General features: G+C 63.9%; 23 protein-coding genes. 13 read left to right on the plus strand and 10 right to left on the minus strand.

All coding sequences use genetic code 11. The features are described from left to right. Positions 1-83 precede the first annotated feature (83 nt). Together M2336_RS11955 and argJ are read right to left on the minus strand one after the other, a co-directional pair. Complete coding sequence (locus M2336_RS11955) at positions 84-881, minus strand: inositol monophosphatase family protein (protein WP_264593025.1); 798 nt, start codon at positions 879-881, stop codon at positions 84-86. Between the two features lie 5 nt (positions 882-886). After that, on the minus strand, positions 887-2,110 hold the full coding sequence (gene argJ / locus M2336_RS11960; protein ID WP_264593026.1) for a bifunctional glutamate N-acetyltransferase/amino-acid acetyltransferase ArgJ: 1,224 nt from the start codon (positions 2,108-2,110) through the stop codon (positions 887-889). Positions 2,111-2,235: 125 nt separating this feature from the next. Between argJ and M2336_RS11965 the strand changes: the two genes are divergently transcribed. Beyond that, positions 2,236-2,769: an energy transducer TonB gene (locus M2336_RS11965; RefSeq protein WP_264593027.1), complete on the plus strand. Its 534-nt coding sequence runs from the start codon at positions 2,236-2,238 to the stop codon at positions 2,767-2,769. Positions 2,770-2,854: 85 nt separating this feature from the next. On the opposite strand, the gene M2336_RS11970 is transcribed toward M2336_RS11965, so the two are convergent. Further along, a complete protein-coding gene (locus M2336_RS11970; protein WP_264593028.1) occupies positions 2,855-3,322 on the minus strand; it encodes an Hsp20 family protein in 468 nt (155 codons plus the stop codon). A 589-nt stretch (positions 3,323-3,911) separates the two neighbouring features. Between M2336_RS11970 and M2336_RS11975 the strand changes: the two genes are divergently transcribed. The 3 genes from M2336_RS11975 to M2336_RS11985 are packed head-to-tail and all read left to right on the plus strand — an operon-like array spanning position 3,912 to position 6,545. Beyond that, the gene (locus tag M2336_RS11975) at positions 3,912-5,162 is read left to right on the plus strand and encodes a lipoprotein-releasing ABC transporter permease subunit (protein WP_181559519.1); all 1,251 of its coding nucleotides are present in this window, start codon (positions 3,912-3,914) and stop codon (positions 5,160-5,162) included. Then, entirely contained in the window at positions 5,155-5,826 is a 672-nt protein-coding gene (locus M2336_RS11980) for an ABC transporter ATP-binding protein (RefSeq protein WP_264572695.1), read from the plus strand. The genes M2336_RS11975 and M2336_RS11980 overlap by 8 nt, the downstream gene beginning before the upstream one ends. Before the next feature lie 53 nt (positions 5,827-5,879). Continuing rightward, on the plus strand, positions 5,880-6,545 hold the full coding sequence (locus tag M2336_RS11985; protein ID WP_264572696.1) for an SDR family oxidoreductase: 666 nt from the start codon (positions 5,880-5,882) through the stop codon (positions 6,543-6,545). 70 nt (positions 6,546-6,615) lie between these two features. On the opposite strand, the gene M2336_RS11990 is transcribed toward M2336_RS11985, so the two are convergent. After that, the gene (locus M2336_RS11990; protein ID WP_264572697.1) at positions 6,616-7,779 is read right to left on the minus strand and encodes a Yip1 family protein; all 1,164 of its coding nucleotides are present in this window, start codon (positions 7,777-7,779) and stop codon (positions 6,616-6,618) included. Positions 7,780-7,965: 186 nt separating this feature from the next. On the opposite strand from M2336_RS11990, the gene dnaE reads away from it, so the two are divergent. Together dnaE and M2336_RS12000 are read left to right on the plus strand one after the other, a co-directional pair. Continuing rightward, complete coding sequence (dnaE, locus tag M2336_RS11995) at positions 7,966-11,502, plus strand: DNA polymerase III subunit alpha (RefSeq protein ID WP_264572698.1); 3,537 nt, start codon at positions 7,966-7,968, stop codon at positions 11,500-11,502. 194 nt (positions 11,503-11,696) lie between these two features. Next, on the plus strand, positions 11,697-12,299 hold the full coding sequence (locus tag M2336_RS12000) for a PEPxxWA-CTERM sorting domain-containing protein (protein WP_264572699.1): 603 nt from the start codon (positions 11,697-11,699) through the stop codon (positions 12,297-12,299). Positions 12,300-12,325: 26 nt separating this feature from the next. Here the strand turns inward: M2336_RS12000 and M2336_RS12005 are convergent, their stop codons facing one another. Then, complete coding sequence (locus tag M2336_RS12005) at positions 12,326-13,405, minus strand: PA0069 family radical SAM protein (protein WP_264572700.1); 1,080 nt, start codon at positions 13,403-13,405, stop codon at positions 12,326-12,328. A gap of 107 nt (positions 13,406-13,512) precedes the next feature. Between M2336_RS12005 and M2336_RS12010 the strand changes: the two genes are divergently transcribed. The 3 genes from M2336_RS12010 (at position 13,513) to rmuC (ending at position 16,848) form a co-directional block, all read left to right on the plus strand. Then, positions 13,513-14,025, plus strand: a complete 513-nt coding sequence (locus tag M2336_RS12010; protein WP_264572701.1) for a YbjN domain-containing protein — start codon at positions 13,513-13,515, stop codon at positions 14,023-14,025. Positions 14,026-14,451: 426 nt separating this feature from the next. After that, positions 14,452-15,324, plus strand: coding sequence for a beta-1,6-N-acetylglucosaminyltransferase (locus M2336_RS12015; RefSeq protein WP_264572702.1), 873 nt, complete (start codon positions 14,452-14,454; stop codon positions 15,322-15,324). Positions 15,325-15,423: 99 nt separating this feature from the next. Then, entirely contained in the window at positions 15,424-16,848 is a 1,425-nt protein-coding gene (rmuC, locus tag M2336_RS12020; RefSeq protein WP_264572703.1) for a DNA recombination protein RmuC, read from the plus strand. Here the strand turns inward: rmuC and M2336_RS12025 are convergent. Continuing rightward, positions 16,845-17,537 carry an HAD family hydrolase gene (locus M2336_RS12025; protein WP_264572704.1) on the minus strand — a complete coding sequence of 231 codons (693 nt, stop codon included), beginning with the start codon at positions 17,535-17,537 and terminating at the stop codon, positions 16,845-16,847. The genes rmuC and M2336_RS12025 overlap by 4 nt on opposite strands. 112 nt (positions 17,538-17,649) lie before the next feature. On the opposite strand from M2336_RS12025, the gene M2336_RS12030 reads away from it, so the two are divergent. Both M2336_RS12030 and M2336_RS12035 read left to right on the plus strand, forming a co-directional pair. After that, positions 17,650-18,942, plus strand: coding sequence for an amidohydrolase (locus M2336_RS12030; protein WP_264572705.1), 1,293 nt, complete (start codon positions 17,650-17,652; stop codon positions 18,940-18,942). 92 nt (positions 18,943-19,034) lie between these two features. Further along, positions 19,035-19,568 carry a TPM domain-containing protein gene (locus M2336_RS12035; RefSeq protein WP_264572706.1) on the plus strand — a complete coding sequence of 178 codons (534 nt, stop codon included), beginning with the start codon at positions 19,035-19,037 and terminating at the stop codon, positions 19,566-19,568. Positions 19,569-19,609: 41 nt separating this feature from the next. Here M2336_RS12035 and M2336_RS12040 read toward each other — a convergent pair whose 3' ends face one another. Continuing rightward, positions 19,610-19,990, minus strand: coding sequence for a hypothetical protein (locus M2336_RS12040; protein ID WP_264572707.1), 381 nt, complete (start codon positions 19,988-19,990; stop codon positions 19,610-19,612). Positions 19,991-20,233: 243 nt separating this feature from the next. On the opposite strand from M2336_RS12040, the gene prsK reads away from it, so the two are divergent. Then, positions 20,234-22,321 (plus strand): XrtA/PEP-CTERM system histidine kinase PrsK, encoded by a 2,088-nt coding sequence (gene prsK, locus M2336_RS12045; RefSeq protein ID WP_264572708.1) that lies wholly within the window; start codon positions 20,234-20,236, stop codon positions 22,319-22,321. Continuing rightward, positions 22,321-23,685, plus strand: coding sequence for a PEP-CTERM-box response regulator transcription factor (gene prsR, locus M2336_RS12050; protein WP_264572709.1), 1,365 nt, complete (start codon positions 22,321-22,323; stop codon positions 23,683-23,685). Before prsK ends, prsR begins: the two co-directional genes overlap by 1 nt. A 58-nt stretch (positions 23,686-23,743) precedes the next feature. Here prsR and M2336_RS12055 read toward each other — a convergent pair whose 3' ends face one another. The 3 genes from M2336_RS12055 to M2336_RS12065 all read right to left on the minus strand — a co-directional run bounded on the left by M2336_RS12055 (position 23,744) and on the right by M2336_RS12065 (position 25,213). Continuing rightward, positions 23,744-24,109, minus strand: coding sequence for a glycine zipper 2TM domain-containing protein (locus M2336_RS12055; RefSeq protein ID WP_181559532.1), 366 nt, complete (start codon positions 24,107-24,109; stop codon positions 23,744-23,746). 110 nt (positions 24,110-24,219) lie between these two features. Further along, complete coding sequence (locus M2336_RS12060) at positions 24,220-24,576, minus strand: GntR family transcriptional regulator (protein ID WP_264572710.1); 357 nt, start codon at positions 24,574-24,576, stop codon at positions 24,220-24,222. A gap of 58 nt (positions 24,577-24,634) precedes the next feature. Next, complete coding sequence (locus M2336_RS12065) at positions 24,635-25,213, minus strand: nitroreductase (protein WP_264572711.1); 579 nt, start codon at positions 25,211-25,213, stop codon at positions 24,635-24,637. Positions 25,214-25,371 lie beyond the last annotated feature (158 nt).

The following is a 25,371-nucleotide window of genomic DNA, read 5'->3' on the forward strand; positions in this document are numbered from 1 at the left end:
GGTGAGCCAAAGAAAGGGCGCCAAACGGCGCCCTTTTTGTTTTCAGTTATCGTTATAAAACAGCATTTTGTGCTGGGCATTGATTAACCGTAAAGAACCGCGGCCGCACGATCCCATAGAGCCGGAGACGCCGCCGCAAGCAGGCCGCGCCCCGGATCGGCTGCCAGCCGATAGGGCGAGCCATCCGGGCGCGCGACACGACCGCCCGCCTCGTTGACGAAGAGCGCTCCGGGGGCATGATCCCATGGCAAGGTGCGCTCGAACGCAGCGAGATCATGCACGCCCAGCACGATGCGGGGATATTGCTCCCCGGCACAGCGCGGAATGTCGGCAATGGCGAACTGGCCTTCGACGCGGTCGATCATCGCCCGCCGGTCGGCGGGGTTCAGGAACAGCACGGACAGTCCGGCAACCGGGATATCCGCGCCGCTCTCCTTGGCCTTTATCGGCTCGCCATCGATCCACGCCCCCTGTCCGAGCGAGGCCTCGCACAGGCGCCCGGTCAAGGGATCGAGAATCCAGCCCGCCTGGATCACGCCGGCATCGGCCAGCGCGACCATGATGGCAAAGGGCGGCTTTCCGGAAGCGAAATTCGCTGTCCCATCAATTGGATCGATCACCCAGTTGAGACCGGTTTCGAGCTTTGCGGTGAGGCCGGGATCGGCCGCGCAGGCTTCCTCGCCGACAAGGCCCGCTTCGGGCAGGATAAGACTCAGCCCTTCGTTCAAACGCAACTCGGCTTCGCGGTCGGCGATGGTCACCAGTTCACCGACCGTCTTTTCCTCCACCTCGTGATTGGCAAGGTTCTGGTAGCGCGGCAGGACGACATCGCGCGCGACATCACGCAGGAGCGCGCTCACGGCGCTGCTGAGGCTGTTCATGAGGCTTAGCTCCGGTAATCGGCGTTGATCGAGATGTAGCCATGGGTGAGATCGCAGGTCCACACGGTCGCGCGGCCTGTGCCCAGCCCAAGGTCGACACCGATGCGGACATCCTGCCCCTTGAGATGCGCTGCCACCGGGGCTTCGTCATAACTGTCCACGGCAAGCCCATCCTGCGCCACCCATTTGTCGGCGAAGCGGATGGCCAGCTTGTCGCGATCCGCCGGCTCGCCGGCCTTGCCGACTGCCATGACCACGCGGCCCCAATTGGCGTCTTCTCCGGCGATTGCCGTCTTCACCAGCGGGGAATTGGCGATGGAGAGTCCGATGCGCCGGGCGCTCTCGTCGCTGACGGCGCCGGTCACCTCGACCTCCATGAACTTTTGCGCCCCTTCGCCATCACGCACCACGAGCTGGGCGAGCTGGGTGCAAATGTCGTTGAGCGCTGCCTGAAACGCGTCGGCGCCGGCATCGTCCATGCTCGTGAGGGGGGCGTTGCCGGCCTTGCCGGTCGCGAAGAGCAGTACGGTGTCGCTGGTGGAGGTGTCGCCATCCACGGTGATGCACGAGAAGCTGCGCCGGTTGGCGGCGCTCAGCATCTGCTGGAGCAAATCGGGCGCGATGGCGGCATCGGTGAAGATATAGCCCAGCATCGTCGCCATATCCGGCGCGATCATGCCCGAACCCTTGATGATGCCGGAGAGGCGGACGGTCTTGTCGCCGATCAAGGCGCTGGTTGTGGCGCCTTTAGCGAAGGTGTCCGTGGTGCCGATGGTCTCGGCGGCCTGCTCCCAAGTGCAGGGCGTAGCGGCCAATGCCGCGTCGACGCCGGCGCGGGCCTTGTCGCGGGGCAGCGGCACGCCGATCACCCCGGTCGAGCTCACAAACACGTCGCTGGCGGCGCAGCCAAGGTGCCCGGCGACCTGATCGCGAATCTGGTCCACGGCTTCGCGCCCCCGAAAACCGGTGAAGGCGTTGCTGTTTCCGGCATTGACGATCAATGCGCGCGCCTTGCCCTGCGCGGCGCTTTCGCGGCCAAGCTCGACCTCGGTCGAGCAGCAGACGTTCCGGGTGAAGACGCCGGCCACAGCGGTGCCTTCCGCCAGTTCCACATAAGTGAGGTCGCAGCGATCCCATTGCTTGTATCGGGCGCGGGCTACGCGCGGGGTCACACCGGCAATGTCCGGGAGGGCGGGGAAGGGGCGAGCGAGAGGCGATCGATCAGTCATGCCGCGCGATTAGCGCAAGATGGGGCAGGGGCCAATGCTTCTGGTGCGGCTATCGATATGGTCAGGGGGACCGGTTGCGCCTTGGCGGGTTGCTCGGGCATGATGCGGGAACGGAGATGGGGGGCATGAACCGCAAATCACAGGATTTTATATTGGCGCTCGTCGGTGTGGCCTGGCTCGGGACCTTGCTGCTGTGGGCTGGGAAAGCCGTGCAGATCGACGTTGATTATGCAGGGCATTTCGAGCGAGCCGAGGCGGCATTCGGCGCCTTGGCGGAAGCGGTGGTCCTCGGCTTACCCGAAACCATTGAGGACGACTATGCGCATGTCGAGGTTCCGCCGCCTTATGATCCGGCAAAAGATGCCCTGAAAGCGCCGGCAATGCGGGCGAGGCTGCAGGGAGCCGTGCCAGCCGTCGACTATCCTCTGCTCGCCCGGCGTAACGGCTGGGAAGGCGCGACCATCATCCATTTCACCGTCGATGAGACCGGCCAGCCTTTCGATTGCAGGCTGGTGGAAAGCAGCGGCCATGATTTGCTGGACAAGGCCTCATGCGAGATGATTACGACGCGTGCCCGGTACACGCCGGCGCGCAATGCGCTGGGTCAGCCCGTGATGAGCGGCTTTAATCAGCGTATTCTCTGGCGGCTTGAGGAATGATGCGGCGCGAAGGTCCGCCATAAAAAAGCGCCCGGGTCTCCCCGGGCGCTCATCTCTCCGACTGGTGAGAGAGGGGTGGAACGGATCAGGCGGCGTTCTTGTCGCTTGCCAGGTCGATGACCTCGCCCTTGCCGTTAATGGCGATCTTGCGCGGCTTCATCGCATCCGGCACCTCACGGACCAGCTCTACGATGAGCAGGCCGTCGGCGAGGTCGGCGCGCTCGACGCGCACGAAGTCGGCCAGCTCGAACCGGCGCTCGAAGCTGCGGTTCGCGATGCCGAGGTGAAGATAATTGGCGCGCTCGCTCTCCGCGACCTCGGCTTTGCGGCCAGTGATCTGCAGCAGGTTCTGCTGCGCCGTGATGTCGATTTCTTCCGCCTTGAAACCGGCGACGGCGACCGTCACGCGATAGCGATCCTCATCAAGGCGCTCGATGTTATAGGGCGGATAATTGTCCGTCTGCTGCAGGCGCGCGCTGTTCTCGATAAGGTCGAACAGGCGATCAAAGCCGACAGTGGAGCGGCGATAGGGAGTCAAATCAAAGCCACGCATAATCAAATCCTCCATTGGAGCGTGTTTGAACTGCGATGCCAGGCCCGAAGTCGGCGCCCGGTGCATCAGCCGATCCCCATCATGGGCGACCGGACAGGGCAGAGATATGCGCGCGCCATGCCCTTTCAAGAGGGGCAGGTGAGGCAAGTGATCAAGACTTTTACACAGTCAAGCGGTGCCGCTCGCGCTGACATCATCCGGCAACAATCGGGTGCTAGGGGTGCGGGGAAGATCGCCATAAAGACTAAGCGCCCAGATCGTTGCCGATCCGGGCGCCCGTGGACGATTAATCGTCTCCCCCTTTGGCGTCGCTTCCGCTCACCTGTCCGGCCCCCTCAAGCGAGTCAGGCGGGATGCGACATCCCTGAACCACGGCCTGCTATGATTGCCTGTGTTTCGCCGCTAACGCTAGGATGACGCACGGCGGCTGTCATCAGGCAAGTTGCGACGCTACGAAATTGTTAAGCACCCTGTGCCATATCCGCAACAGGCGCGCCATGCCCCCGGTCAGGCCGCAGGGCCTTGCCACTCCCTCCCCCGCACCATAGAGGTGCGCAGACTGTTCCCCCGCGAGGCTTCTGCCCCTGCCATGATCCTCAATCGTTACGAACGCATGATCGCCCGGCGCTACCTGCTGCCTGGCAAGGGCGAGGGATTCATCTTCCTCGTCGCCTCCATCAGCCTCGTCGCGGTGATGCTGGGCGTGGGCGCGCTGATCGTGGTGATGAGCGTGATGAATGGCTTCCGTGCCGAGCTGTTCGACAAGATCGTGGGTTTGAATGGCCATGCGGTGGTGCAGGGCTATGGCGGGCGGCTGGACAATTGGGAGGAGATCGCGCGGCAGTCGCGAGCCACGCCTGGTGTGACCAGCGCGACGCCGCTGATTGAGCAGCCGCTGCTGGCGACGTTTAACGGCCGGGTTGAGGCGGCCCTGATTCGCGGCATGACGGAAGCCGATATTCACGACAATGCGTCGCTCTCCGGCAAGGTGCTGGCAGGCTCGCTCAAGGATGTGCGGGCCGGCAGTGGCAAGGTGGCGATCGGCTCCCGCCTGGCCGAGGCGCTTGGCGTGGGCGTTGGCCAGTCAATCAGCGTCATCAATCCGGCCGGGCGCTCGACGCCCTTCGGCACGGTGCCGCGCCAGCTCCCCTATGAGATCGGCGCCATCTTCGAAATCGGCATCTATGATTATGACAAGGCGTTCGTGATCATGCCGATGCAGGATGCGCAGACGCTGCTGCTGATGGGCGACAAGGTCGGCATGGTCGAGCTGCAGACGGAAGACCCCGACCGCGTCGGCGAGATCCTGGCGCCGCTGACCAAGCAGGTCGCAACCCAGGGCCAGGTGATCGACTGGCGACAGATGAATGCCAGCCTGTTCGAGGCACTGCAGGTGGACCGCGTGGTCTCCTTCGTCATCCTCTCGCTGATCATTCTGGTCGCGGTGTTCAACATTCTCTCCTCCCTGATCATGCTGGTCCGCGCCAAGACGCGGGACATCGCGATCCTGCGCACGATGGGCGCGACGCGCGCCAGCCTGTTGCGGATTTTCGTGACGGTGGGCGTGACCATCGGCACGCTTGGCACCGGCGCAGGCCTTGTGCTCGGCTCGGTGATCCTGTTCTTCCGCCAGGGCATTGTCGATGGCGTGCAGATGCTCACCGGCCAGCAGCTCTGGGACCCGTCGATCCGCTTCCTGACCTCGCTGCCGTCCAAGCCCGATCCGGTCGAGATCGGCGCCATCTGCATCATGGCGGTGGGCTTCAGCTTCCTCGCCACGCTTTATCCGGCCTTCAAGGCTGCCAATACCGACCCCGTACAGGTGCTGCGCTATGAGTGAGGTGCTCTCCGTTCACAGCCTGTCGCGCAGCTTCACGCAGGGCGGCGCCAAGATCGACGTGCTGCGCGGCGTGGACCTGAACGTCCAGGCCGGCGAGATCGTGGCGCTGCTCGGCCCGTCCGGCTCCGGCAAGTCGACCATGTTGCAGGCGATCGGCCTGCTGGAGGGCGGCTTCGGCGGATCGATCCGCCTCTGCGGCGTCGAGGTCGCAAGCGAGGGTAATGATGGCCGCACGACGCTGCGGCGCGAGAAGCTCGGCTTCGTCTATCAGTTCCATCATCTGCTGCCGGATTTCAGCGCGGTCGAGAATGTCATCCTCCCGCAATTGATCCTCGGCAAGAGCAAGGCTGAGGCGCGTGCGCGTGCGGAAAGCCTGCTCACCAGCCTCGGTCTCGGGCACCGGCTTGAGCATAAGCCCAGCCAGCTTTCCGGCGGCGAGCAGCAGCGCGTCGCGGTGGCCCGGGCCCTTGCCAATCGCCCGGCGTTGGTGCTGGCGGATGAGCCGACCGGCAATCTGGATGAGCGCACGGCCGATGTGGTGCTGGACGAATTCATCCGGCTCGTTCGCGAGCAGGGCTCAGCCGCCCTCATCGCAACGCATAATGAGCGGCTGGCGGCGCGGATGGACCGGATCGTTCGGCTGCATGACGGGTTTCTCGATTAGCGATTTGTGCCGGCGCGCCATGGTGGCCGACGGCACGCGACAGGAGACGACTCATGGCAACCATCGTGATCGCCGGCGCCAATCGGGGCATCGGCCTGAAACTGGCCCGGCAATATGCGCAGGACGGGCATGATGTGATCCGGGCCATGCGTGGTGAAGACAGAGCCGACCCCATCTTCGGCACCACCATGGCGCTGGATGTGGCGGATGCGCAATCGGTCAGCAAGTTTGCGGCGGCGCTGGACGGCAGGCCGGTCGACCTGCTGCTTGCCAATGCCGGAGTGATCGGCCCCGAGCGTCAGAGCAGCACGGACATGGACTTCGATGGCTTCCTGCGCACGCTCGATGTGAACGTGCTCGGCCCGCTGCGGGTGATCCAGGCACTGCTGCCCAATTTGCGCAGGGCGGCTCATCCCCGCGTGGCGGTGACCTCCAGCCGCATGGGGTCGATGGCCGCGCCGCAGTCGGGCCATCTCGCCTATCGTGCCTCCAAGGCGGCGGTCAACAAGGTCGTCCAGTGCCTCGCCGCCGATCTGGCAGGCGAGGGGATTGCGGTGGCCTCCCTCCACCCCGGCTGGGTGCGCACCGATATGGGTGGCCCCGGCGCGGACATCGACGTCGAGACCAGCGCGGCGGGGCTGCGGCAGGTGCTCGATGGCCTGAGCATGGCGAACACGGGCCGCTTCTGGGCCTATGATGGCGAAGTGCTGGACTGGTAATCGCCGACGCTTTCAGCCTCGCGCCTGAACCGCTCAGGCGCAGCCTATTTTTGAACGGATCGGCGCCTGATTAGCGCCCCAGGCCTTTCAGCTTGGCCATGTCGATGGCAGCGACGGCGGCCTTCAATTCGTCGATGCTGCCCGCGTCGCCCTCTGCCTCGACCATGAAGCGCTTGTCGACCGTGGTTGCGAACGATCCGTTGCCGGCGCCGCGGTCCCACCGCTCGATGACCATATTGTCGTCCACCGTCGTGGTGCGCTCGTAGCTGTCGCCATCCTCACGGTTGGATTCAACGCCCATGGCGCTCGCCATGCCGGCAATCGCACCCATCACAGCCATGTCGGAGACCTTGAGAGTGAAGCGCTTGCCACCTGCCTCATAGCTTGCCTCGGCCTGGCTGGTGGGGCCGGCCTTGACGCTGCTGATCGCCGTGCGCTGATAGGCGCCGATGCTGGCGGGCAGGAGCGCCTGCAATTGCGCTGGAGCGACGGCTTCACGGGTCTGCGCGGCTTCCATGTCGCGCGCTGCCTGCTCGATCTTGCCGGTATCGATGTTGCCGACGCCGGGCAGGACGATCGTCGCGTCATCCTCCGTCGTCACCGTGCCGCCGCCCAGGCTGCCCGAGGGCGAGAAGCCGAAGGTGCGGCCCACCGTGGCGGTGATCGCGCCGATGACGATATAGATCACCAGCACGCACAGCACCGTCACGATCGTGTAGGTCAGCGCCTTCTCGGGCGGCACTTTCATCAGCGGCGCCGCACCGACATAGAAGAGATAGAAAGAATAGAGGCCGAGAATTCCAAGGAAGCTGAGTGACGGCACGATACTGAAGATGCCGGCTAGCCAACTGGCCGTCATCGAATAGGCGACGAGCTTGAAGGCGTTGCGAGAACTGCCGACGCCGCCGAATTTGGGCGCGAGCTTGTTGGCGATGAAGCTGATGAGGAACAGGCTAACCAGCGCAAGAATGAAGCTCGTCACCGCCATGGAGAGGCCGCCCATCAGCGAGGGGCGATAGCTGAAGCCGAACGCGCCGAAGCCGAAGAGCTGGCCGCCGACGAAGGCCGCGATCGGGCTGATCGCCGCCAGTGGCAGGGCGTAGTTGGTGAAGATGTCACCGCTCGGCGTCGTCTCCGCCGCAATCACCGGCCATTCCGCCTTGGGCTTGAGGATGATCGCTTTCGCGCGTTCCATGAGTGATGGCGCCGTGCCACCCGTCGGTTCGATGTCCATAATCCCGTCCCCTGTGTCTGCGACTCATTGAACCATCTTGGGTCCGGGGCGCAAGTCCTTGCAAGATCCCGCGTTCATAGCGATTTCTGGGATGGGCACCCGATGGCGGCGCCAGTGGTGCAAAGCCTGTGGGTAACTTGCGCGCGGCCCTTTCCAGATGGACGCCAAAGCCCCATAACAGCGGTCATGCCGCACCAGCCCTATGTTCCGCTCCGTAACCTGTCGGCCTACACCCTGCTGGAAGGCGCGATTGCGCCCAAGCAGCTTGCCGCGCGGGCCAAGGAGATGGGCTTTCCTGCCGCGGCGCTGACCGATCGGAACGGCCTCTATGCGGCCATGGCCTTCTCGGATGCGGCGGCGAAGGCCGGCGTGCAGCCGATCATCGGCACCACGCTCGCGGTGGCGCGCCCGGGCCGGCCGGACAATGCGCCGGTGCAGATCGACTGGCTGGTCCTGCTGGCGCAGGATGACGTGGGCTATGGTAATCTCTGTGCGCTGGCGAGCCGCGCCCATGTCGAGCGGCCGGAAATGGAAGAGGCGCATGTCTCCTTCGAGGCGCTGGAGCGCCATGCCGATGGGCTCATCTGCCTGACGGCCAGCGGCGAAGGCGCACTCGCCCGGTTGCTGGCGGAAGGCCTGCCGGAGGAAGCCGGTCGCTATTTGGGCCGGCTTTCCGCCCTCTTCGGTGATCGCCTCTATATCGAGCTGTCCCGCACCGACGATGCGATCATGGCGGCGGCGGAAGACGCGCTGATCGACCTCGCATACGCGCGCAATCTGCCGCTCGTGGCCACCAATCCCGCCTGTTATGGCGATGCCGGCTTCCATCCGGCCCATGACGTGCTGCTCTGCATTGCCAACAGCAGCTATGTGGAGAGCGACGACCGCCCGAAAAGCTCGCCGCAAAGCTGGATGAAGCCTGCCGATGCGATGCAGCAATTGTTCGCTGATCTGCCGGAGGCCATCGCCAACACCCTCGTCGTGGCGCAGCGCTGTGCGGTGATGGCGCCCAAGCGCAAGCCAATCCTGCCCAGCCTTGCCGGCGACCGCGACGGTGAGGAGGCGCAGTTGCGCGTCGATGCGACGGCGGGTCTCGTCGGGCGCCTGCGCAAGATCCACCAGCACACGCATGGCGAAGCCGCGGCCGAGCTTGATGAAGCCGCGCTGCGGGAGAGCTATCCGGATTATTTCACCCGGCTCGATTTCGAGCTGGATATCATCATCCAGATGGGCTTTCCCGGCTACTTCCTGATCGTGGCCGACTTCATCAAATGGGCCAAGGCGCAGGATATTCCGGTGGGGCCGGGGCGTGGTTCGGGCGCTGGCTCGGTCGTCGCCTGGGCGCTGACGATCACCGATCTCGATCCGCTGGCCCTGGGCTTGCTGTTCGAGCGCTTCCTCAATCCCGAGCGCGTCTCGATGCCGGACTTCGACATCGACTTCTGCGAAACCCGGCGTGGTGAAGTCATTCGCTATGTGCAGGGCAAATATGGCCATGATCAGGTCGCGCAGATCATCACCTTCGGTACATTGAAGGCGCGCGCAGCGCTCAAGGATACCGGCCGCGTGCTGCAGATGGGCTATAATCAGGTCGATCGGCTGGCCAAGCTGGTTCCCAATCACCCCACCGACCCATGGACGCTAGAGCGAACGATGAACGGCTCCGCCGAGTTCGTCGCCGAATATAAGGCGGACGGGCAGATCAAGCGGCTGGTCGATCAGGCGATGATGCTGGAAGGCCTGCCGCGCAACAGCTCCACCCACGCCGCCGGCGTGGTGATCGGCGACCGTCCGTTGTCGGAGCTGATCCCGCTCTACCGTGATCCCAAGTCCGACATGCCGGTGACCCAATTCGACATGAAATATGTCGAGAGCGCCGGGCTGGTGAAGTTCGACTTTCTGGGCCTCAAGACCCTCTCGGTGCTGCAACGCGCGGTCAAGCTGCTCGCCAAGCGCGGTGTTAGCGTCGATCTGGAAGGGCTGAGCTGGGACGACGCGAAGGTCTACGATCTGCTCAAGCGGGGCGACACGGTCGGCGTGTTCCAGCTGGAATCCGAGGGCATGCGCAAGACGCTCGCCGCCGTGAAGCCGACCAATTTCGGCGACATCATCGCGCTCGTCTCGCTCTACCGGCCCGGCCCGATGGACAATATCCCGCTCTTCGGCCGCCGCAAGAATGGCGAGGAGGCGATTGAATATCCGCACGATTTGCTCGAGCCGATTCTGAACGAGACCTACGGCATTTTCGTCTATCAGGAGCAGGTGATGCAGGCCGCGCAGATCCTTGCCGGTTACTCGCTCGGCGGCGCCGACCTGCTGCGCCGCGCCATGGGCAAGAAGGTGAAGGCGGAGATGGACGCGCAACGCGCGACGTTCGTCGAAGGCTGCAAGGCGCACAACCAGATCGACAAGAAGAAGGCCAACGAGCTGTTCGACTTGATCGACAAGTTCGCCGGCTATGGCTTCAACAAGAGCCACGCGGCCGCCTACGCGTTGCTCGCCTATCAGACCGCGTGGCTCAAGGCGCATTATCCGGCCGAATTCTACGCCGCCTCCATGGCCTTCGATATCCACCAGACGGACAAGCTGACCGTGTTCGTGGATGATATGCGCCGCATGGGGCTGACTTGCCTGCCGCCGGACATCAACGTCAGCGAGGCCGATTTCTCGGTGGAACCGGACCCGGAGGACGCCAGCCGCCATGCGGTGCGCTATGCGCTGGGCGGCCTCAAGGGCGTGGGCGAGAAGGCGATGGAAACGCTGGTCGAGGAGCGGGTCCGAGGCGGCGCGTTTCGCGATCTCGATGATCTGGCCGGGCGGATCGAGCCGCGCCTGCTCAATCGCCGGCAGCTTGAGAGTCTCGCAGCGGCCGGCGCCTTCGACAGCCTGGGGCTGGACCGGGCAGTGGTCCATGCCGCGGCCGAGGCGCTGCTCGCAGTTGCCGCCAAAGCCGCCGAGCAGCGCGAGAGCGGGCAGGGCGGCTTGTTCGGTGGGGAGGATGTTTCCCATGCGGATGTGCCGCTGCCGGATGTGAAATGGGCCGCCGTCGAGCGCATGGCGCAGGAGAAGGAGGCTTTCGGCTTCTATTTCTCGGCGCACCCCGTGGACCGCTATCGCATCCTCGCGCGCGGCAAGGGCGTGCGCAGCTATGCGGAGCTGTGCGGCCAGTCGGATGGCATTGGCGGCGGCGACCGAACCGGCGCGATGATGGCGGGGCTGATCGAGGATATACGCTGGCGCGAGACCAAGCGCGGCGCCCGCTATGCTTCGGCGACCTTCTCGGATTCGAGCGGGCAGTTCCAGGCCAGTTGCTTCGATGAGGAAAGCTGCAAGCTGCTCGCAACCCTGCACGAGAGCAACGAGTGCGCCCTGCTGACCGTGGAGCTGGATCGCCAGCCCGGTGAGGAGACCCCGCGCGTCACCGTGCGCAACGTTCAGTCTTTCGCGCGCCTCGCGGGCACGGCGCGAATGCGGATGGTCATTTCCGTCGAGGAGCCCGGCGCTATTCCTTCGCTCCGGCAGATGCTTGGCGAACGGCGCGGGGCACGATCGACGGTGGAGCTGGACGCGGCGCTGCCCGATGGCGGGCGGGCGCGGGTCATCCTCGGCGAGGATTTCCAGCTCGATGCAGAGCTTGGCGAGCGGGTCGAAACGGTGCGCGGTGTGACCAAGGTGGTGCTCGCTCAGCACGGGCCACAGCTGGCGCTGGTCGCCTCCCGCTAAACCGTGCCTGACGCGCGATGTGTTGCACTGCACCGCGCCGGAGCGCGAGCCGAGGCGGCTTTCCTCGCCTCGTGAGCACAATTGAACGCAGCGCTATTGTGCGTTTGCGAAATGTTAACCATCGCAGCGGCGGGGGTGCCATCCCGTTCCATCGGGTGGCGCCGGGGGTGACTCTTAGGACTTGGGAGTTACCGATGAAAACTATGTACAAACTGCCGCTTGTCACAGCGGCGCTGATGGCCGGAGCCGCCTTGGCGGCACCATCACAGGCCGCAATCATCAGCTTCGATGGTCTCTCCGGATCGGGTGATCCATTCACCAGCTATACGCAGGACGGGTTTACCTTCGCCAATGTGCTGGGGTCTTCCGTGGTCGATACCGGCTCGGGCAATAGCGCGCCCAGCGTCGGCTTTGGCGGCGGGACGGCGCTCAGCCTGTTCGATCTGACGGCGGGCGGCGCGAGCTTCACGCTGGACAGCTTCGATCTGGCGACCGTGGACAGCAACCTGCTCTACAGCGTGACCGGCTTTTCGGGTCAGATGCCGGTATTCAGCCTGCTCTCGACCTTCTCCGGGGATTTCTCCACGATCGCCGGCGCCAGCAATCTGGTTGACCGGGTCGTCTTCGGCTTCGTTGTCGGTGGCGCTTCGGCGAACATCGACAATATTGCCGTAAACGGAACCAACGCTCCGCCGGTGCCCGAGCCTGCTGTCTGGGCCATGCTGGTCATCGGCTTCGGCGCGGTTGGCTACACGTTGCGGGGTCGCAAGGCGACGATGCGCGTGTCCTTCAACTGATCTGACATAGCCGAAGGGCGGTCTGTTCATCGCAGCATGCTGAACAGATCGCCCTGATCGGACGGCGGCACGAACAGATCGTGCCGCAGCGCAAGGCGGCCCTTGCCAAGGCCATGGCGTGCCTGAGCGACGCGGAAGCGCGTGCCGATCAACTCCGCATAAGCCCCGGACCCACGCATGCGCGTGCCGAAATTGGGATCATTGTCGCGCCCGCCCCGCATCGACTGAATGAGGCTCATCACCTTGGCGGCCCGGTCCGGATAATGTGCCTCGAGCCAGTCCCGGAATAACGGCGCGACCTCGGAGGGCAGTCGCACCGGAATGAACGAGACCGATTGCGCGCCCGCCTCTGCGGCCGCCGCGACAAGCGCCTCGATCTCATGATCGTTGATGGCCGGGATCATCGGTGACAGGCTGGCATGGGTCGGCACTCCCGCCTGGGAGAGCCCGCGGATCGCCGCGAGCCGACTGGCCGGCGAGGGCGCGCGCGGCTCCAGCTTGCGGTGCAGCCCGGCATCCAGCGTGGTGAGCGAAATCGCCACCGCGACCAGCCCCTGCGCTGCCATCGGCCCCAGCAGATCGAGATCCCGCAGCACCCGGTTGGATTTGGTAGTGATCATCAGCGGATGGCGGCAGTCCGCCAGCACCTCGATGCAGGCCCGCGTGATGCGATACCGCCCCTCGATGGGCTGATAGGGGTCGGTGTTCGTCCCCATCGCAATGGTCTTCACCACATATGCGCGCCTGGCGAGTTCCTGCCGCAGCAGCCTGGCCGCGTCCGGCTTGGCGAACAACCGGCTCTCGAAGTCCAGCCCCGGCGAGAGATCGAACCGGGCATGGCTCGGCCGCGCAAAGCAATAAATGCACCCATGCTCGCAGCCCCGATAGGCATTCACCGATTGCTCAAAGCCAATGTCAGGGGAATTGTTGCGGGTGATGATCGTGCGCGCCTGCTCCAGCGTCACGGTGGTGCGCAGGGGGGGCGGCTGATCCTCCTCGTCCGCCAGTCGCGCATCCAGCCAGTCGCCATCCACCTCGCGCGCGGGCAAATGAAAACGGCTCGATACCTCGTTGGCCGAGGCGCCGCGGCCCTTGATCGCAGTCATGCGTCAATAGAACATATAGAGAACGCAACCGCAATAGGCTTTGCGGTGTGGCGATGTCGGCTTCATCGCGATAAGGCCGTGGCAGTAACGGGAAAATGGGGACGACGATGAAGACGACCGCTTGGATTTCGGCTGCAGCATGTGCGCTTGTGATGATGGCGGCGACCGCTCATGCGGCCGATGAGGAACCGTGCGGCAAGGGGCTCGTCTGCGCGAATGCGCCCGAGACGGTGGTGAAGGCGATCCAGGACGCGGGTTACAAGGCCAGCCTGAGCAAGAGTGAGTCCACCGGCAACCCGATGATCACCAGCGCGGCAAGCGGCTACAACTTCAACATCTATTTCTACGAATGCGAGGATGGCAAGGACTGCGCCTCACTCCACTTCTCCACCAGCTTCGTGGACGACGGCAAGAACACGCCAGAGCTCGCCAATTTGTGGAACCGCAAGAACCGGTTCAGCCAGATGGCGGTGGACGAGGATGGCTCGCTTGACCTGACCTATGACGTGACGACCTATGGCGGCCTGACCCAGCGCAATTTCGCCGATGTCGTCGACTGGTGGCAGACGATGCTCGGCGCCCTCAACAGCTTCTTCCGCGAGCAGGGCCATATCGAGTGACGGGCTTGCGCTTGTGGGGCAGGGGCAACAGGTTCTCATTTCGTTCCACTGTTCCTGTGAACTTTTCTACGTGTGTCAAAAGGTCCGAGGTCCCCATTTAGGGTGGTCGAAAGCTTGAGATCGGGCTGCCCTCAATATCCGATTCGCAGTTGCAGATTGTCGCTCCAGATCCTCTTCAGTTGGCGAGGTTGCTGGTCTTGGGCCTCGATTTTGCATTTCTTTAGGCTCGACACCAATCGAATTTAGAAAAAATAGCGTCATCCGCCGACGAGTGTGGATTGATAGAACGCAAATGTAATACTTCTGCAATATCTGAAAACTTAGCTCGTCGGCGCAACAATTTCTTTAAGAGGATTCTTCGCCCAGTGGTTGCCGCCAGATCGCGCTATGTTGATAGCATATTAATCAGCTGAAGGATCAGTAAGAATGCATGCCGTCGTCATTACCGCCTATAAGGACTTTCCCACACTAGAGCGGATGGTGCGACGCCTTGATCGCGCATTTTTCCGGGTGATCATTCACGTCGACAAGAGAAGTCGGATCAGTAATGATCAATTGGAGAGGTTGACTGCGCTTGGATGTCATTGTCAGCGTACCTATCGGGTCCGCTGGGGATCAGTTACGCATCTCTATGCTATTTTGGATCTTCTTAAGATTGCGGTGAAGTATGACGATTGTGACTATGTCCACCTTGTAAGCGGGCAAGACTATCCGATTGCGACAGTTGAGGATTTTCAGACTAAATGTGACGGGCGCATTTTTATGAAATATGAGCCGCTGGAGATCTCACCTGATCATGTCGCAGAGAGATATCGGCACTACAATATTTTCTATTTTCTGCAGGGCGGCCCACCATTTTCAGGATCACTACATAAATATCTGGATCGCCTGTTCGCATGGGGTCAAAAAAGGCTTAAAATAAGCCGCAATAAAATTATGCCTTTTGAGAAGATATTCGTTGGGACGGTCTGGATGTCCTTACCGCATTCGGCAGCACGCAAAATTGTAGAAGATAGAAAGGCTCAGGTTTTTTTGAACGGGGCGAAGAGAACCTATTTGGCTGAGGAAATATATTTTCAAACTTACTTTCTAAACAGCAGTTTTAGAACGTCGACAGTGAATAATGATCTACGCTTTACAGATTGGTCATTTCGCAACGGCAGCGTGCCCGCCTATCTGGACGAAAACGACGTGCAGGCGGCGATCGCTTCCGGCGCATTGTTCGCGCGCAAAGTCAGTTCAGACACGTCCCTAAAGTTCATGCAGCGAATAGACGAAGTGGTTTTTGGCAAGCATTGACACCCGAACCCTTTCAGCTTGCCTTAGTGCTTGCAGACAGCTATGTTCTCATTTCGTTCTTGTTTGAGGGTGGGTGTGACGGAAACGTTTCTTTTGATCATGCTTCTGGCTGCGGGGGTAGGCCTGGCTATCGGCTGGCTGATGCGCGCCCGCATGGCTGCACCGGTCGAGGCGGAGCGCAAGGCCCTTGCCGACCGACTCGCCACCCTTGAGGACATGCGCAACGCCGCGCTGCGCGACCTCGCGGTGGCGGCGAGCCGGGCGGAAGAAACGGACCTCTTGCGCGCGAAACTGGACGAGACCGATCGCGCGCGGGACGAGGCCGAACGGATGCTCGCGGCTGTGCAGGCCGATCAGAAGGCGCGGATGGAGGGCTTCGAGGCCCAAATTCGCGCGCTGAGTGAGGCGCGCGAGCAATTGTCTGCTCAGTTCAGTGAAACCGCCGGCAAGTTGCTGAACGAGGCGCAGCGCATGCTCATCGAGCGCGCCGACCAGCGATTCCATCAGGCTCATGAGAAGAGCGAGGCGAGCCTCAAGGCGCTGCTGCAGCCGGTCGAGACGACGCTGAAGCGCTATGAGGAAGGCCTAGGCAAGGTCGAAAAGGAGCGGGTGGATAGCTACGCCGCGCTGCGCGAGGCCGTCGAGCAGGTGCGGTTGGGCAGTGCAGAGGCGCGGGTGGAGACGGCCCGGCTGGTGAACGCGCTGCGTTCTAGCCCCAAGGCGCGCGGGCGCTGGGGCGAGCAGCAATTGCGCAACGTGCTGGAAATGGCGGGGCTCAGCCAGTTCGCCGATTTCCGCTCGGAAGTTTCCGTGGATACTGCCGATGGCCGGCTGCGCCCGGACGTGATCGTGCGTCTGCCCGGGGGGCGGCAACTCATCATCGACGCCAAATGCTCGCTCAACGCCTATCTGGAAGCGGTCGACGCTGTGGACGAGGTGGTGCGGGCCGGGCATCTCAAGGCCCATGCCGGCGCGATCCGCAACCACGCGCAGCAGCTTGGCGCGAAGGATTACTGGACGCGCTTCGGTGATGCGGCGGACTATGTCGTCATGTTCATCCCCGGCGAGCACTTCCTCGCGGCCGCGCTGGAGCAGGATGACGGCCTGTGGGAATGGGCCTTCGAGAAGCGTGTGCTGCTCGCCACGCCGACCAATCTGGTCGCCATCGCGCGGACCGTCGCGAGCGTCTGGCGGCAGGAGAAAATGGCCGAACAGACCCAGCAGATCGCGGCGCTCGGCAAGGAGATGTATGAGCGGCTGGCGGTTGCCGCCGGGCATCTTTCTTCGCTCGGCCGCAGCCTCAATGGCTCGGTCTCCAGCTACAATAAGTTCGTCTCCAGCTTCGAGAACCGCGTGCTGGTGACCGGCCGTCGCTTCAAGGATCTGAGCGTCGAAACCGGATCGCGGGAGATCGACGCGATCGAACCGGTCGAGGCGCTTGGGCGGTTACCGGCACCGGGCGAGAGCGCCGCTCAAGAGGCCGATGCCATGGCCGACGAGCGAGTCACAGGGCGCGCGGACTAGCGTTGTTCGACCAGGTGGCCCTCCGAAAGCGACGCCAGCACGATGTCGCGCACGGCATGCAGATCCTCGACGATGTGAGCGCATAGGCCCTGCATTTCTGATGTGGGCGCCATCAGATCCGGCACCATCACCGTCATCATGCCTGCCGCGGCTGCCGAGCGCACGCCATTGAGCGAATCCTCAAGGGCAAGGCAATCCGCCGGCGAGACGCGCAGCCGCTCTGCGGCGAGGAGATAGGGATCGGGCGCCGGTTTTCCCGCCTGATAATCGCCAAACGCCACGACATGCATGAACCGACCCGCCAATCCATGATGTGCCAGATGATGCCGGACCTGCTCATGGCCGGAGGATGTCGCGATTGCGCGGGGTAATCCCGCCGCATCGAGCACATCGAGCAACGCTTCCACGCCGGGCTTGAGCGGCAAGTCCTGCGCGACGAAAAGATCGAAATGCGCCCGCACGCGATGCCGAAAATCATCGGCCGGAAAATCGCCGCCGAAATGGTCGAGCAATTGCTGGCGCGCCGTCGGCCATGGGCATCCCAATGTGGCATTGAACAGCGCTTCGGTGATCGCATGGCCGCCCTCATCGCCGGCGGCAAACATCGCCGCGCGATAGAGCGTCTCGGTGTCGAACAGCACGCCGTCCATATCGAACACCACGGCTTTTGGGGGGCGGTCCAGCTTCATGCCTGCCTCATAGGCAGAGAGCAGGCGGGTTGGAAGCGCTGCGGTCTCACCGCCCTTCCAAGGCGCGCAAAAGCGCCTATGATCGTGACCATCAAGGGCAAAAGGAACGTCCATGTCTTTCAACGAAGCGTCGAACGAAGCCATTGCGGCCTCCCATATAGACGCGACCATCGATGCGGCGCTGCCCGAACTGCTGGAGATCTACCGCGACCTGCACGCCAACCCGGAACTGAGCTTTCAGGAAGTACGCACCGCGGCGACGCTGGCGGCGCGGATGCGGGCGCTTGGCTTTGCCGTTACCGAGCAGGTCGGGCAGACGGGCGTCGTGGCTGTGCTGGAGAACGGCCCCGGCCCGGTGGTGATGATCCGCGCCGACATGGATGCGCTTCCGCTCGAGGAAAAGACCGGTCTGCCCTACGCCTCAAGGGTCCGGGCGACGACGCGCGACGGCATCGAGAGCCCGGTGATGCACGCCTGCGGCCACGATACGCACATGACGGCCTGGACCGGCGCGGCGCAGGCGCTGATTGGGCTGCGGGCGCGATGGTCGGGGACGCTGGTGATGATCCTGCAGCCGGCCGAGGAGATCGGTCTGGGCGCCAAGGCCATGCTGGACGATGGGCTGTTCACGCGCTTCCCTAAGCCAAGCCATGTCCTTGCCTTCCATGACAGCGCGGAGCTTGCGGCCGGCACCATCGGCTACACGCCGGGCTGGATACTGGCGAATGTGGACAGTGTGGACCTCACAGTGCGCGGTCAGGGCGGTCACGGTGCCTATCCGCACAAGACCATCGACCCGATCGTGATCGCCGCGCGCATCGTCACCAGCCTGCAGACGCTGGTCAGCCGCGAGTGCGATCCGCAGGAGGCGGCCGTGGTCACGGTCGGCAGCTTCGTCGCCGGCGCCAAGCACAATGTCATACCGGATGAGGCAAAGCTGCTGATCACCGTGCGCAGCTATTCCGATGAGACGCGCGGGCGCCTGCTGGGCGGCATCGAGCGGATCGCGCGGGGCGAGGCGATGGCGGCCGGTGTGCCGGAGGACCGGATGCCGATCATGGCGGTGGAGCAGGATTACACGCCCGCCACCTACAACACGCCGCAGTTCAGCGATCATGTCGCGGGCGTGCTGCGCGCCCATTTCGGCGCCGATCGGGTCCGACAGGTGCCCTCGGTGATGGGCGGCGAAGATTTCGGCCAATATCACCGCGCCGATAACAGCATCGAGAGCATGATCTTCTGGGTCGGCGGGGTGGACCCTGACAAGGTGGCCGCTGCGCAGCGCAGCGAGATCAGCCTGCCGTCGCTCCACAGCCCGCTCTGGGCACCCGATCCCCATGCGGTGATCGGCACGGCCGCAAAGGCGCTGACGGTGGCGGCGCTGGATATTTTTGGGAAATCGTAGGCTGACTTTGCTGGGGGCGGGACGTATGTTTTTCGGTTCGATATATGTTGGTCCGAAACAGCAAAATGCGGACCTTTAGGTCAGACATCGAAATGCTGGCCAGGAAGCTCCTCCTCCCCCTGCTGATCATGTTCACTGCGGCTTGCTCTAACGCGCCGCCAGATGACCAGTCCACGACCGATGCGCCGTGTCACGCCGCTCAAACGCAGGCGGAAGTCGCACCTATCGGCCGCGTCAATGACTTCGCCAACATCATTCCAGACAAGCAAGAAGCGGCACTTTCCAAGCGTCTGGCGCGGTTTGAGGAGACCACCCGTCATCAGATGGTTGTGGTGACCGTCAAATCTCTGGGCGGGCGGGATGTTTCAGATTTCACCCGTGACCTTGCCAACGCCTGGGGGATCGGCCGCAAGGATTATAATGACGGCGTGGTTCTTCTTGTCGCGCCTCACGAGCGGCAGGTGCGGATCGCGGTTGGCTATGGGTTGGAACAAGCGTTGCCCAACTCACTTTGCAAAAAGATCATCGCCGAACGGATATTGCCGCGCTTCCGAGCGGGGCAGATGAGCATCGGGATTGACGCCGGTGTGAGCGCCCTGATTGACATTTTGACAACGCCGCGCTGAGCGGCCGGCCTCCCGCCTCGTCCGTCAAGATCACGCGCGCCTCAATAATGCGGTTTGCCATCGTCGCCGCCAAAACCGGACTGCGGCGAGAAGTTTTCCGCGTGGGCCGGGGGCGCCGGTGCGGGGGCATCCTCGGCGACCGGCTCGGGAAGCGAGACGCGAGAGGACTCCGCGTCCAGCGTCGGATTGGCATCGAAGAGGGGATCGGTCGATCCGGGCGCCTGTTCTACCACCGGCGGGGGCGGTGCCTCCGCGACCGGTTCGAACTGCGCCTGCTCCACAGACGGTTCCGGGGCCTGCCCGCCGTTCGCCGCCATCTCTGCCGCCGGGTCCGAGGGCAGGACATTGCTGATGCCCATGACAAGCACAGGGCCACCGATGATGAAGGCGAGGGCGATCAGCAGATAGATGCGGTTGGGCATGAACGGCTCCGGCTCGTCCGGTCTTCGCGGACGCGGGCATGATAAGCAGACAGCCTTAGCATCCGGTAAAAAAAGGCATCGCGCACCGGCAGTCTGCGGCGTTCAGCATATTTTTGCTATTTGACCATAAGCCGGACGGGTGTCGGATCATCTTACAATGACCTGTAAAGCGGGATGGCGGCGCTGCGGCGTGGGCGGTGTGATCTTCACGGCCGCGCGGTCGCTTAGCCGGGGGAGATGCGCATGGCTGTCTGGCTGATTGCCGGCCATCTGGGTCACGCGCTCGCGGCGATCCTGTTCGCCACGCTCGCAATCCTGATTTCGCGACAGCCCCACCGCATCGCCGCGCCGCAGTTCGTCATCGTGGCGCTGGCGCTGACGGCGCTGTGGTCGCTGCGGCACGCCTTTGTCGGCTTCAGCCCGCTCGGCCAATTGAGCGATGGCGTCACCGAGACCATGCGCAATGCGGCCTGGCTGGCAGCACTGGCCAGCCTTTCGCGGGTCTGGCGACCGGGCGGGCGGGCCGGCCCCAAGGTCGTGGTGCTGGCTCTGGCGCTTGTGCTCGCGGTTCAGCTGATTTTCGATCTGCAGATGGGCGAGGGCATTCGGGTCGATCGCCGCATCCTCGTCTATTTCGAGATGACCTGGATGTTGCGCGCTGCCTTCGCTCTGGGCGCGCTGCTGCTGCTCTTCCGCTGGAACACGGGGCGCGGTGACCCGGAATCGGCCCGTCGTGAGGGCTGGCTGGCCGCCGCGCTGGCCTGCATGTGGGCCTATGATTTCAATCATTATCTGCTGGTCTGGTTCGCGGAAGGGAGCATGACCCCGCTTGCGCCGATGCGCGGGTTCGTGATGGCGGTACTGGCGATCATGCTCGCATTGGGCCTGCGCAGCGACGGCACGCGCGCCTTCGCGCTCTCGCGCACACTGAAGACCCGGCTCGTCTCTGCAGGCCTCGCGCTGTTCTATATCTGCGTCATCCTGCTGCTGGTCGGCTTGCTGAGCGGCATGAGCGCTCCCATGGCGCGCATCGTCCAGTTCGCGCTCCTGTTCACCCTTGCCGTCGCGGTCCTGGCCTTTCTGCCGTCTGCATCCATGCGCTCCTGGCTGCGGGGCGAAATCTCCAAGCATGTGTTCGCGCATCGATATGACTATCGTAGCCTCTGGCTCCGCTTCTCCGCCACGATGGATGGCGGAGACACGGATGGCACCAGCCTCGATTGCCGGATCGCGCGGGCGATTACCCAGGCGGTCGATGCGCCGGCCGGTGCGCTGTATCTGAGGCAGGATGAGCGTCTGGTCCGCGTCTGCGCCTATGCGTGGTCAGAGGCTAGCGCCCCGCCGCTGGCCCTGCCACTCGCCGTCACCGACCGGATGGTTCCGGCCGGAAAGATCCTCGACCTCGCACGCGAGGGACATGATCTGGGCGACCTCCTCCCGGCCTCGATGCTGGAGAGCCGTGTCGCTTGGGCACTTGCGCCGCTCATCTGCCGCGATGAGATCATCGGCGTGATGCTGCTCGCGGCACCGCCACGCTCTCGCGCGCTCGACTGGGAGGATTTTGACGTTCTGCGCGTCGTTTGCGGCGAAGCTGCCGCTCGCGTCGCGGAGGAGCGCCATCGCGAGGCTTTGGCTGAAGCGCAGCGGTTCGAAGAGTTCAACCGCCGCTTCGCCTTCATCCTGCACGATCTCAAGAATCTGGTCAGCCAGATGACGCTACTGGCCGGCAACGCCCGCCGCCACGCAGACAATCCGGCGTTCCGGGAGGATATGATCCTGACGCTGGAAGAAACTTCATCGCGGATGAACGACCTCATCCAGCGCCTTGGGCGTGGCGGGCAGGCACGCCCCTCCGAGCGCGAGGAACTGCTGCTGGGGCCATGGCTCGGCGATCTCGCCCGCGCCTGGGCCGGCGGCACGCGCAATGTCGTCGTGGAGGGCGCGCTCGAACAGCAGGTGATCGTCGACGCCGATAATCTGCAGCGCGCGCTCACCCATCTGGTGCGCAATGCCATCGAAGCCAGCCCGGATGGCGCCTTGGTGCGGATCGTCGTGGAACAGGGCGATGCCTGGCTCGATCTTCACGTTATCGATCGGGGCAAGGGGATGAGCGCCGCCTTCATGCGCGACCGTCTGTTCCGCCCCTTCAGCTCCACCAAAGCCAATGGATTTGGCCTTGGCGCGCATGAGACGCGCGCGCTGGTCGAGGCGATGGGCGGCCGCCTGCTCGTCCAGAGTGTCCAGGGAGAAGGCAGCCAGTTCACGATCCGGCTGCCAGTTACCAGCCCAAGTGAGAACGCAACAGACATGCCGATGCGGAGTGCGATGTGATGGGGGATAGTCGCCCGAAATTGCTGATCGTCGAAGATGATCCAGGTCTGCAGCGCCAGTTGCGCTGGTCCTATGACGGTTATCACATTCTGATCGCGGGGGACCGGGAGGAGGCGATGGACATCCTGCGCGCAGAAGCGCCGGCGGTGGTCACGCTCGATCTTGGGCTACCGCCCGACCCGGATGGAATCACCGAAGGCATGGCCGCGCTGGCGCAGATCCTCGCCGAAGCCCCGGCGACAAAGGTGATCGTAGCGTCCGGTCAGGGCGACCGCGCCAGTGCCCGGCGTGCGATCGGGCAGGGGGCGTGGGATTTCTACCAGAAGCCGCTCGACATCGATTCCCTGGGCCACATCGTCGCCCGCGCCTTCCACGTCCACACGCTTGAGCAGGAGAACCGGCGCCTTGCCGAGGCAGTGCCCGCCGATGCGCGGGTGCTCGGGCATATGATCACGGCATCGCCGGAAATGCTCAAGGTCGCGCGCATGATTGAGCGCGTGGCGAGCGCCAGCGTGTCCGTGATGCTGCTTGGCGCCAGCGGCACTGGCAAGGAGCTGCTCGCCCGCGGCCTGCACGAAAAGAGCGACCGCGCAGCCGGACCGTTCGTGGCGATCAACTGCGCGGCGATCCCCGAGACGCTGCTGGAGAGCGAGCTGTTCGGGCACGAGAAGGGCGCCTTTACAGGTGCGGTGAAGACGACGCCCGGCAAGATCGAGCAGGCGCAGGGCGGCACGCTGTTCCTCGATGAGGTCGGGGATATTCCGCTCGCCCTGCAGGTGAAGCTGCTGCGCTTCTTGCAGGAGCGGACCATCGAGCGGATCGGCGGGCGCCAGCAGATCGCCGTGGATTGCCGGATCGTCTGCGCGACCCACCAGAATCTGGAGGAGATGATCGCCCAAAGCCGCTTCCGCGAGGATCTCTATTACCGCCTGGCAGAGATCATCGTGCGCATCCCAGCTCTGGCGGAGCGAACCGGCGATGCCGTGCTGCTTGCGCGCCACTTCGTCGGCCGCTTCGCGCCGGAACTGAATGCGCAGGTGCGCGGCCTGTCCAGCGATGCCATTGCTGCCATCGATGCCTGGCATTGGCCGGGCAATGTGCGGGAGCTGGAAAACCGCGTCAAACGCGCGGTCATCCTGGCCGAGGGCAAGATGGTCACCGCAGGCGATCTTGATCTGGATGGAACAGCCGGCGAGGACGGCCCGGTGGTCAATTTGCGCGCGGTCCGGGAGGCGGCCGATCAGGCGGCGATCCGGCGGGCCATCGCCCGGTCCGAGGGCAATATCTCAGGCGCGGCACGGATGCTGGGGGTGAGCCGGCCGACGCTCTACGATCTCATGAAAAGCTATAATCTTCAGGGTTGAGCGGTCCGTGCCGGAGCGACCTCATGGCCACTCCGGCACGTCCAAACTCAAGCGGCGATCAGCGGCAGCGCGCGCCGCTGCGCTCGATTTCCCGACCGAGCAAGGCGCCACCAGCGGCACCGAGGACGGTGCCGAGCGTGCGGTCGCCCCGCGTATCGATGGTCCGGCCGAGCAATGCGCCACCGGCCGCGCCGATGATCAGGCCCGTCGTGCCGTTCGCGCGCTTGCAATAATAGCGGCCATCGTCGCCGCGCCATGTGCGCGTGTCGCGGGTGATCGGGCGGGGCTCGCGATAATAGCCGCGGTCGTCATACATGCGGCTGGCGCCGTGCCCGTGCCGATGCTTGCTCTTGTGGGCTTCCGCAGGGGCTGCGCTCATCATCACGCCGACGGCGGCGAGGGTAGCAAGGGCGGTCTTGATCATGTTTTGTCTCCGTTCAACCTGATGCGACAAGTCTGGCGAGGCCAACCGCAACGGCAGATGAACGAGAGATCAGACGCGATAGATCGATGGGCTGGAGCGATGGGCCGTGATCAGTCGGTGGTCATGCGATCTCGCTCGACAAGCTCTTCCAGCGTGATTCCAATGCGATGCATCTGCTCGGAGACGCCCGGCCAGACCGCACTGAAGAAGCGTTCGCGCTCCATCGCCCGCAGGCGACGCGATGCGCCCGGCGCGACAAACATGCCAACGCCACGGCGGACCTGCACCAGCCCTTCATCCTGAAAGCTCTGATAGGCTTTGGCGACGGTCAGGGGATTCGCGCCTTGCTGGGCCGCAAAGGCCCGCACCGATGGCAAGACATCGCCATCGGCAAAGCGTCCATCCAGAATGGCAGCGGCGATTTCGTCGCGCAGGCGCAGATAGACAGGCCGGCTCTCATCGATCATGCTGCATCAGTGACATAATACAGTGGATCGGTCAAGGCGCCGGCCAGGAAGCGTGCGGTCAGCCGCCCGACCAGATCGACAACACGTCGTCCAGCTCCGGCCGGGGGCGCTCGTCCAGATCCCGCGAGGGCGTGCCGATGAACACGAAGCCGGCGATCCGCTCCTGGCTGGTGCCGAACGCATCGCGCACGGCCTCGTTGTAGGACGGCCAGCCGGTCAGCCAACCTCCCGCAAAACCCATGGCATGGGCGGCATGCAGCAGGTTCATGGTTGCCGCACCGACTGAGAGCTCCTGTTCCCACACGGGAATCTTGGAAGGCTTGGGCGAGGACAGGACAACGATCAGCGCCGGCGCCTGATGCGCGAACTGATGCATTGCCTCGATTTCCAGCCGGCCAGCCTCGGGCTTCTCGGCGAGATAGGCACGCTCGAGCAGCGCGGCCAGCGCCGCGCGCTTGTCGTCGGGCACGATCAGGAACCGCCAGGGAGCGAGCTTGCCATGATCGGGGGTCCGCGTCGCGATCCGCACCATCTCGCGTTGCTCATCGAGCGAGGGGCCGGGCGCCGCGAGATCGCGCGCTTTGCCGGATCGGCGGGATGCGAGATAGGCGGGGAGGGAAGAGCGGTCGTTGAACATGCCGCATCGCTAGACAAATCCGGTCGATCCGCCAAGCGCGTTTGCCAATTGATCACAATGTTGCATCTACTGTGCCCGGTTTCGCTACGGCAACGGCGCTCGGGCAGCCCTTATCACGGATCGGCGGGCTGGTTGGTCGAGGCCGGCGGAAAAAAGCG

This window comes from Sphingobium sp. B1D7B, from assembly GCF_025961965.1.
GTDB lineage: Bacteria > Pseudomonadota > Alphaproteobacteria > Sphingomonadales > Sphingomonadaceae > Sphingobium.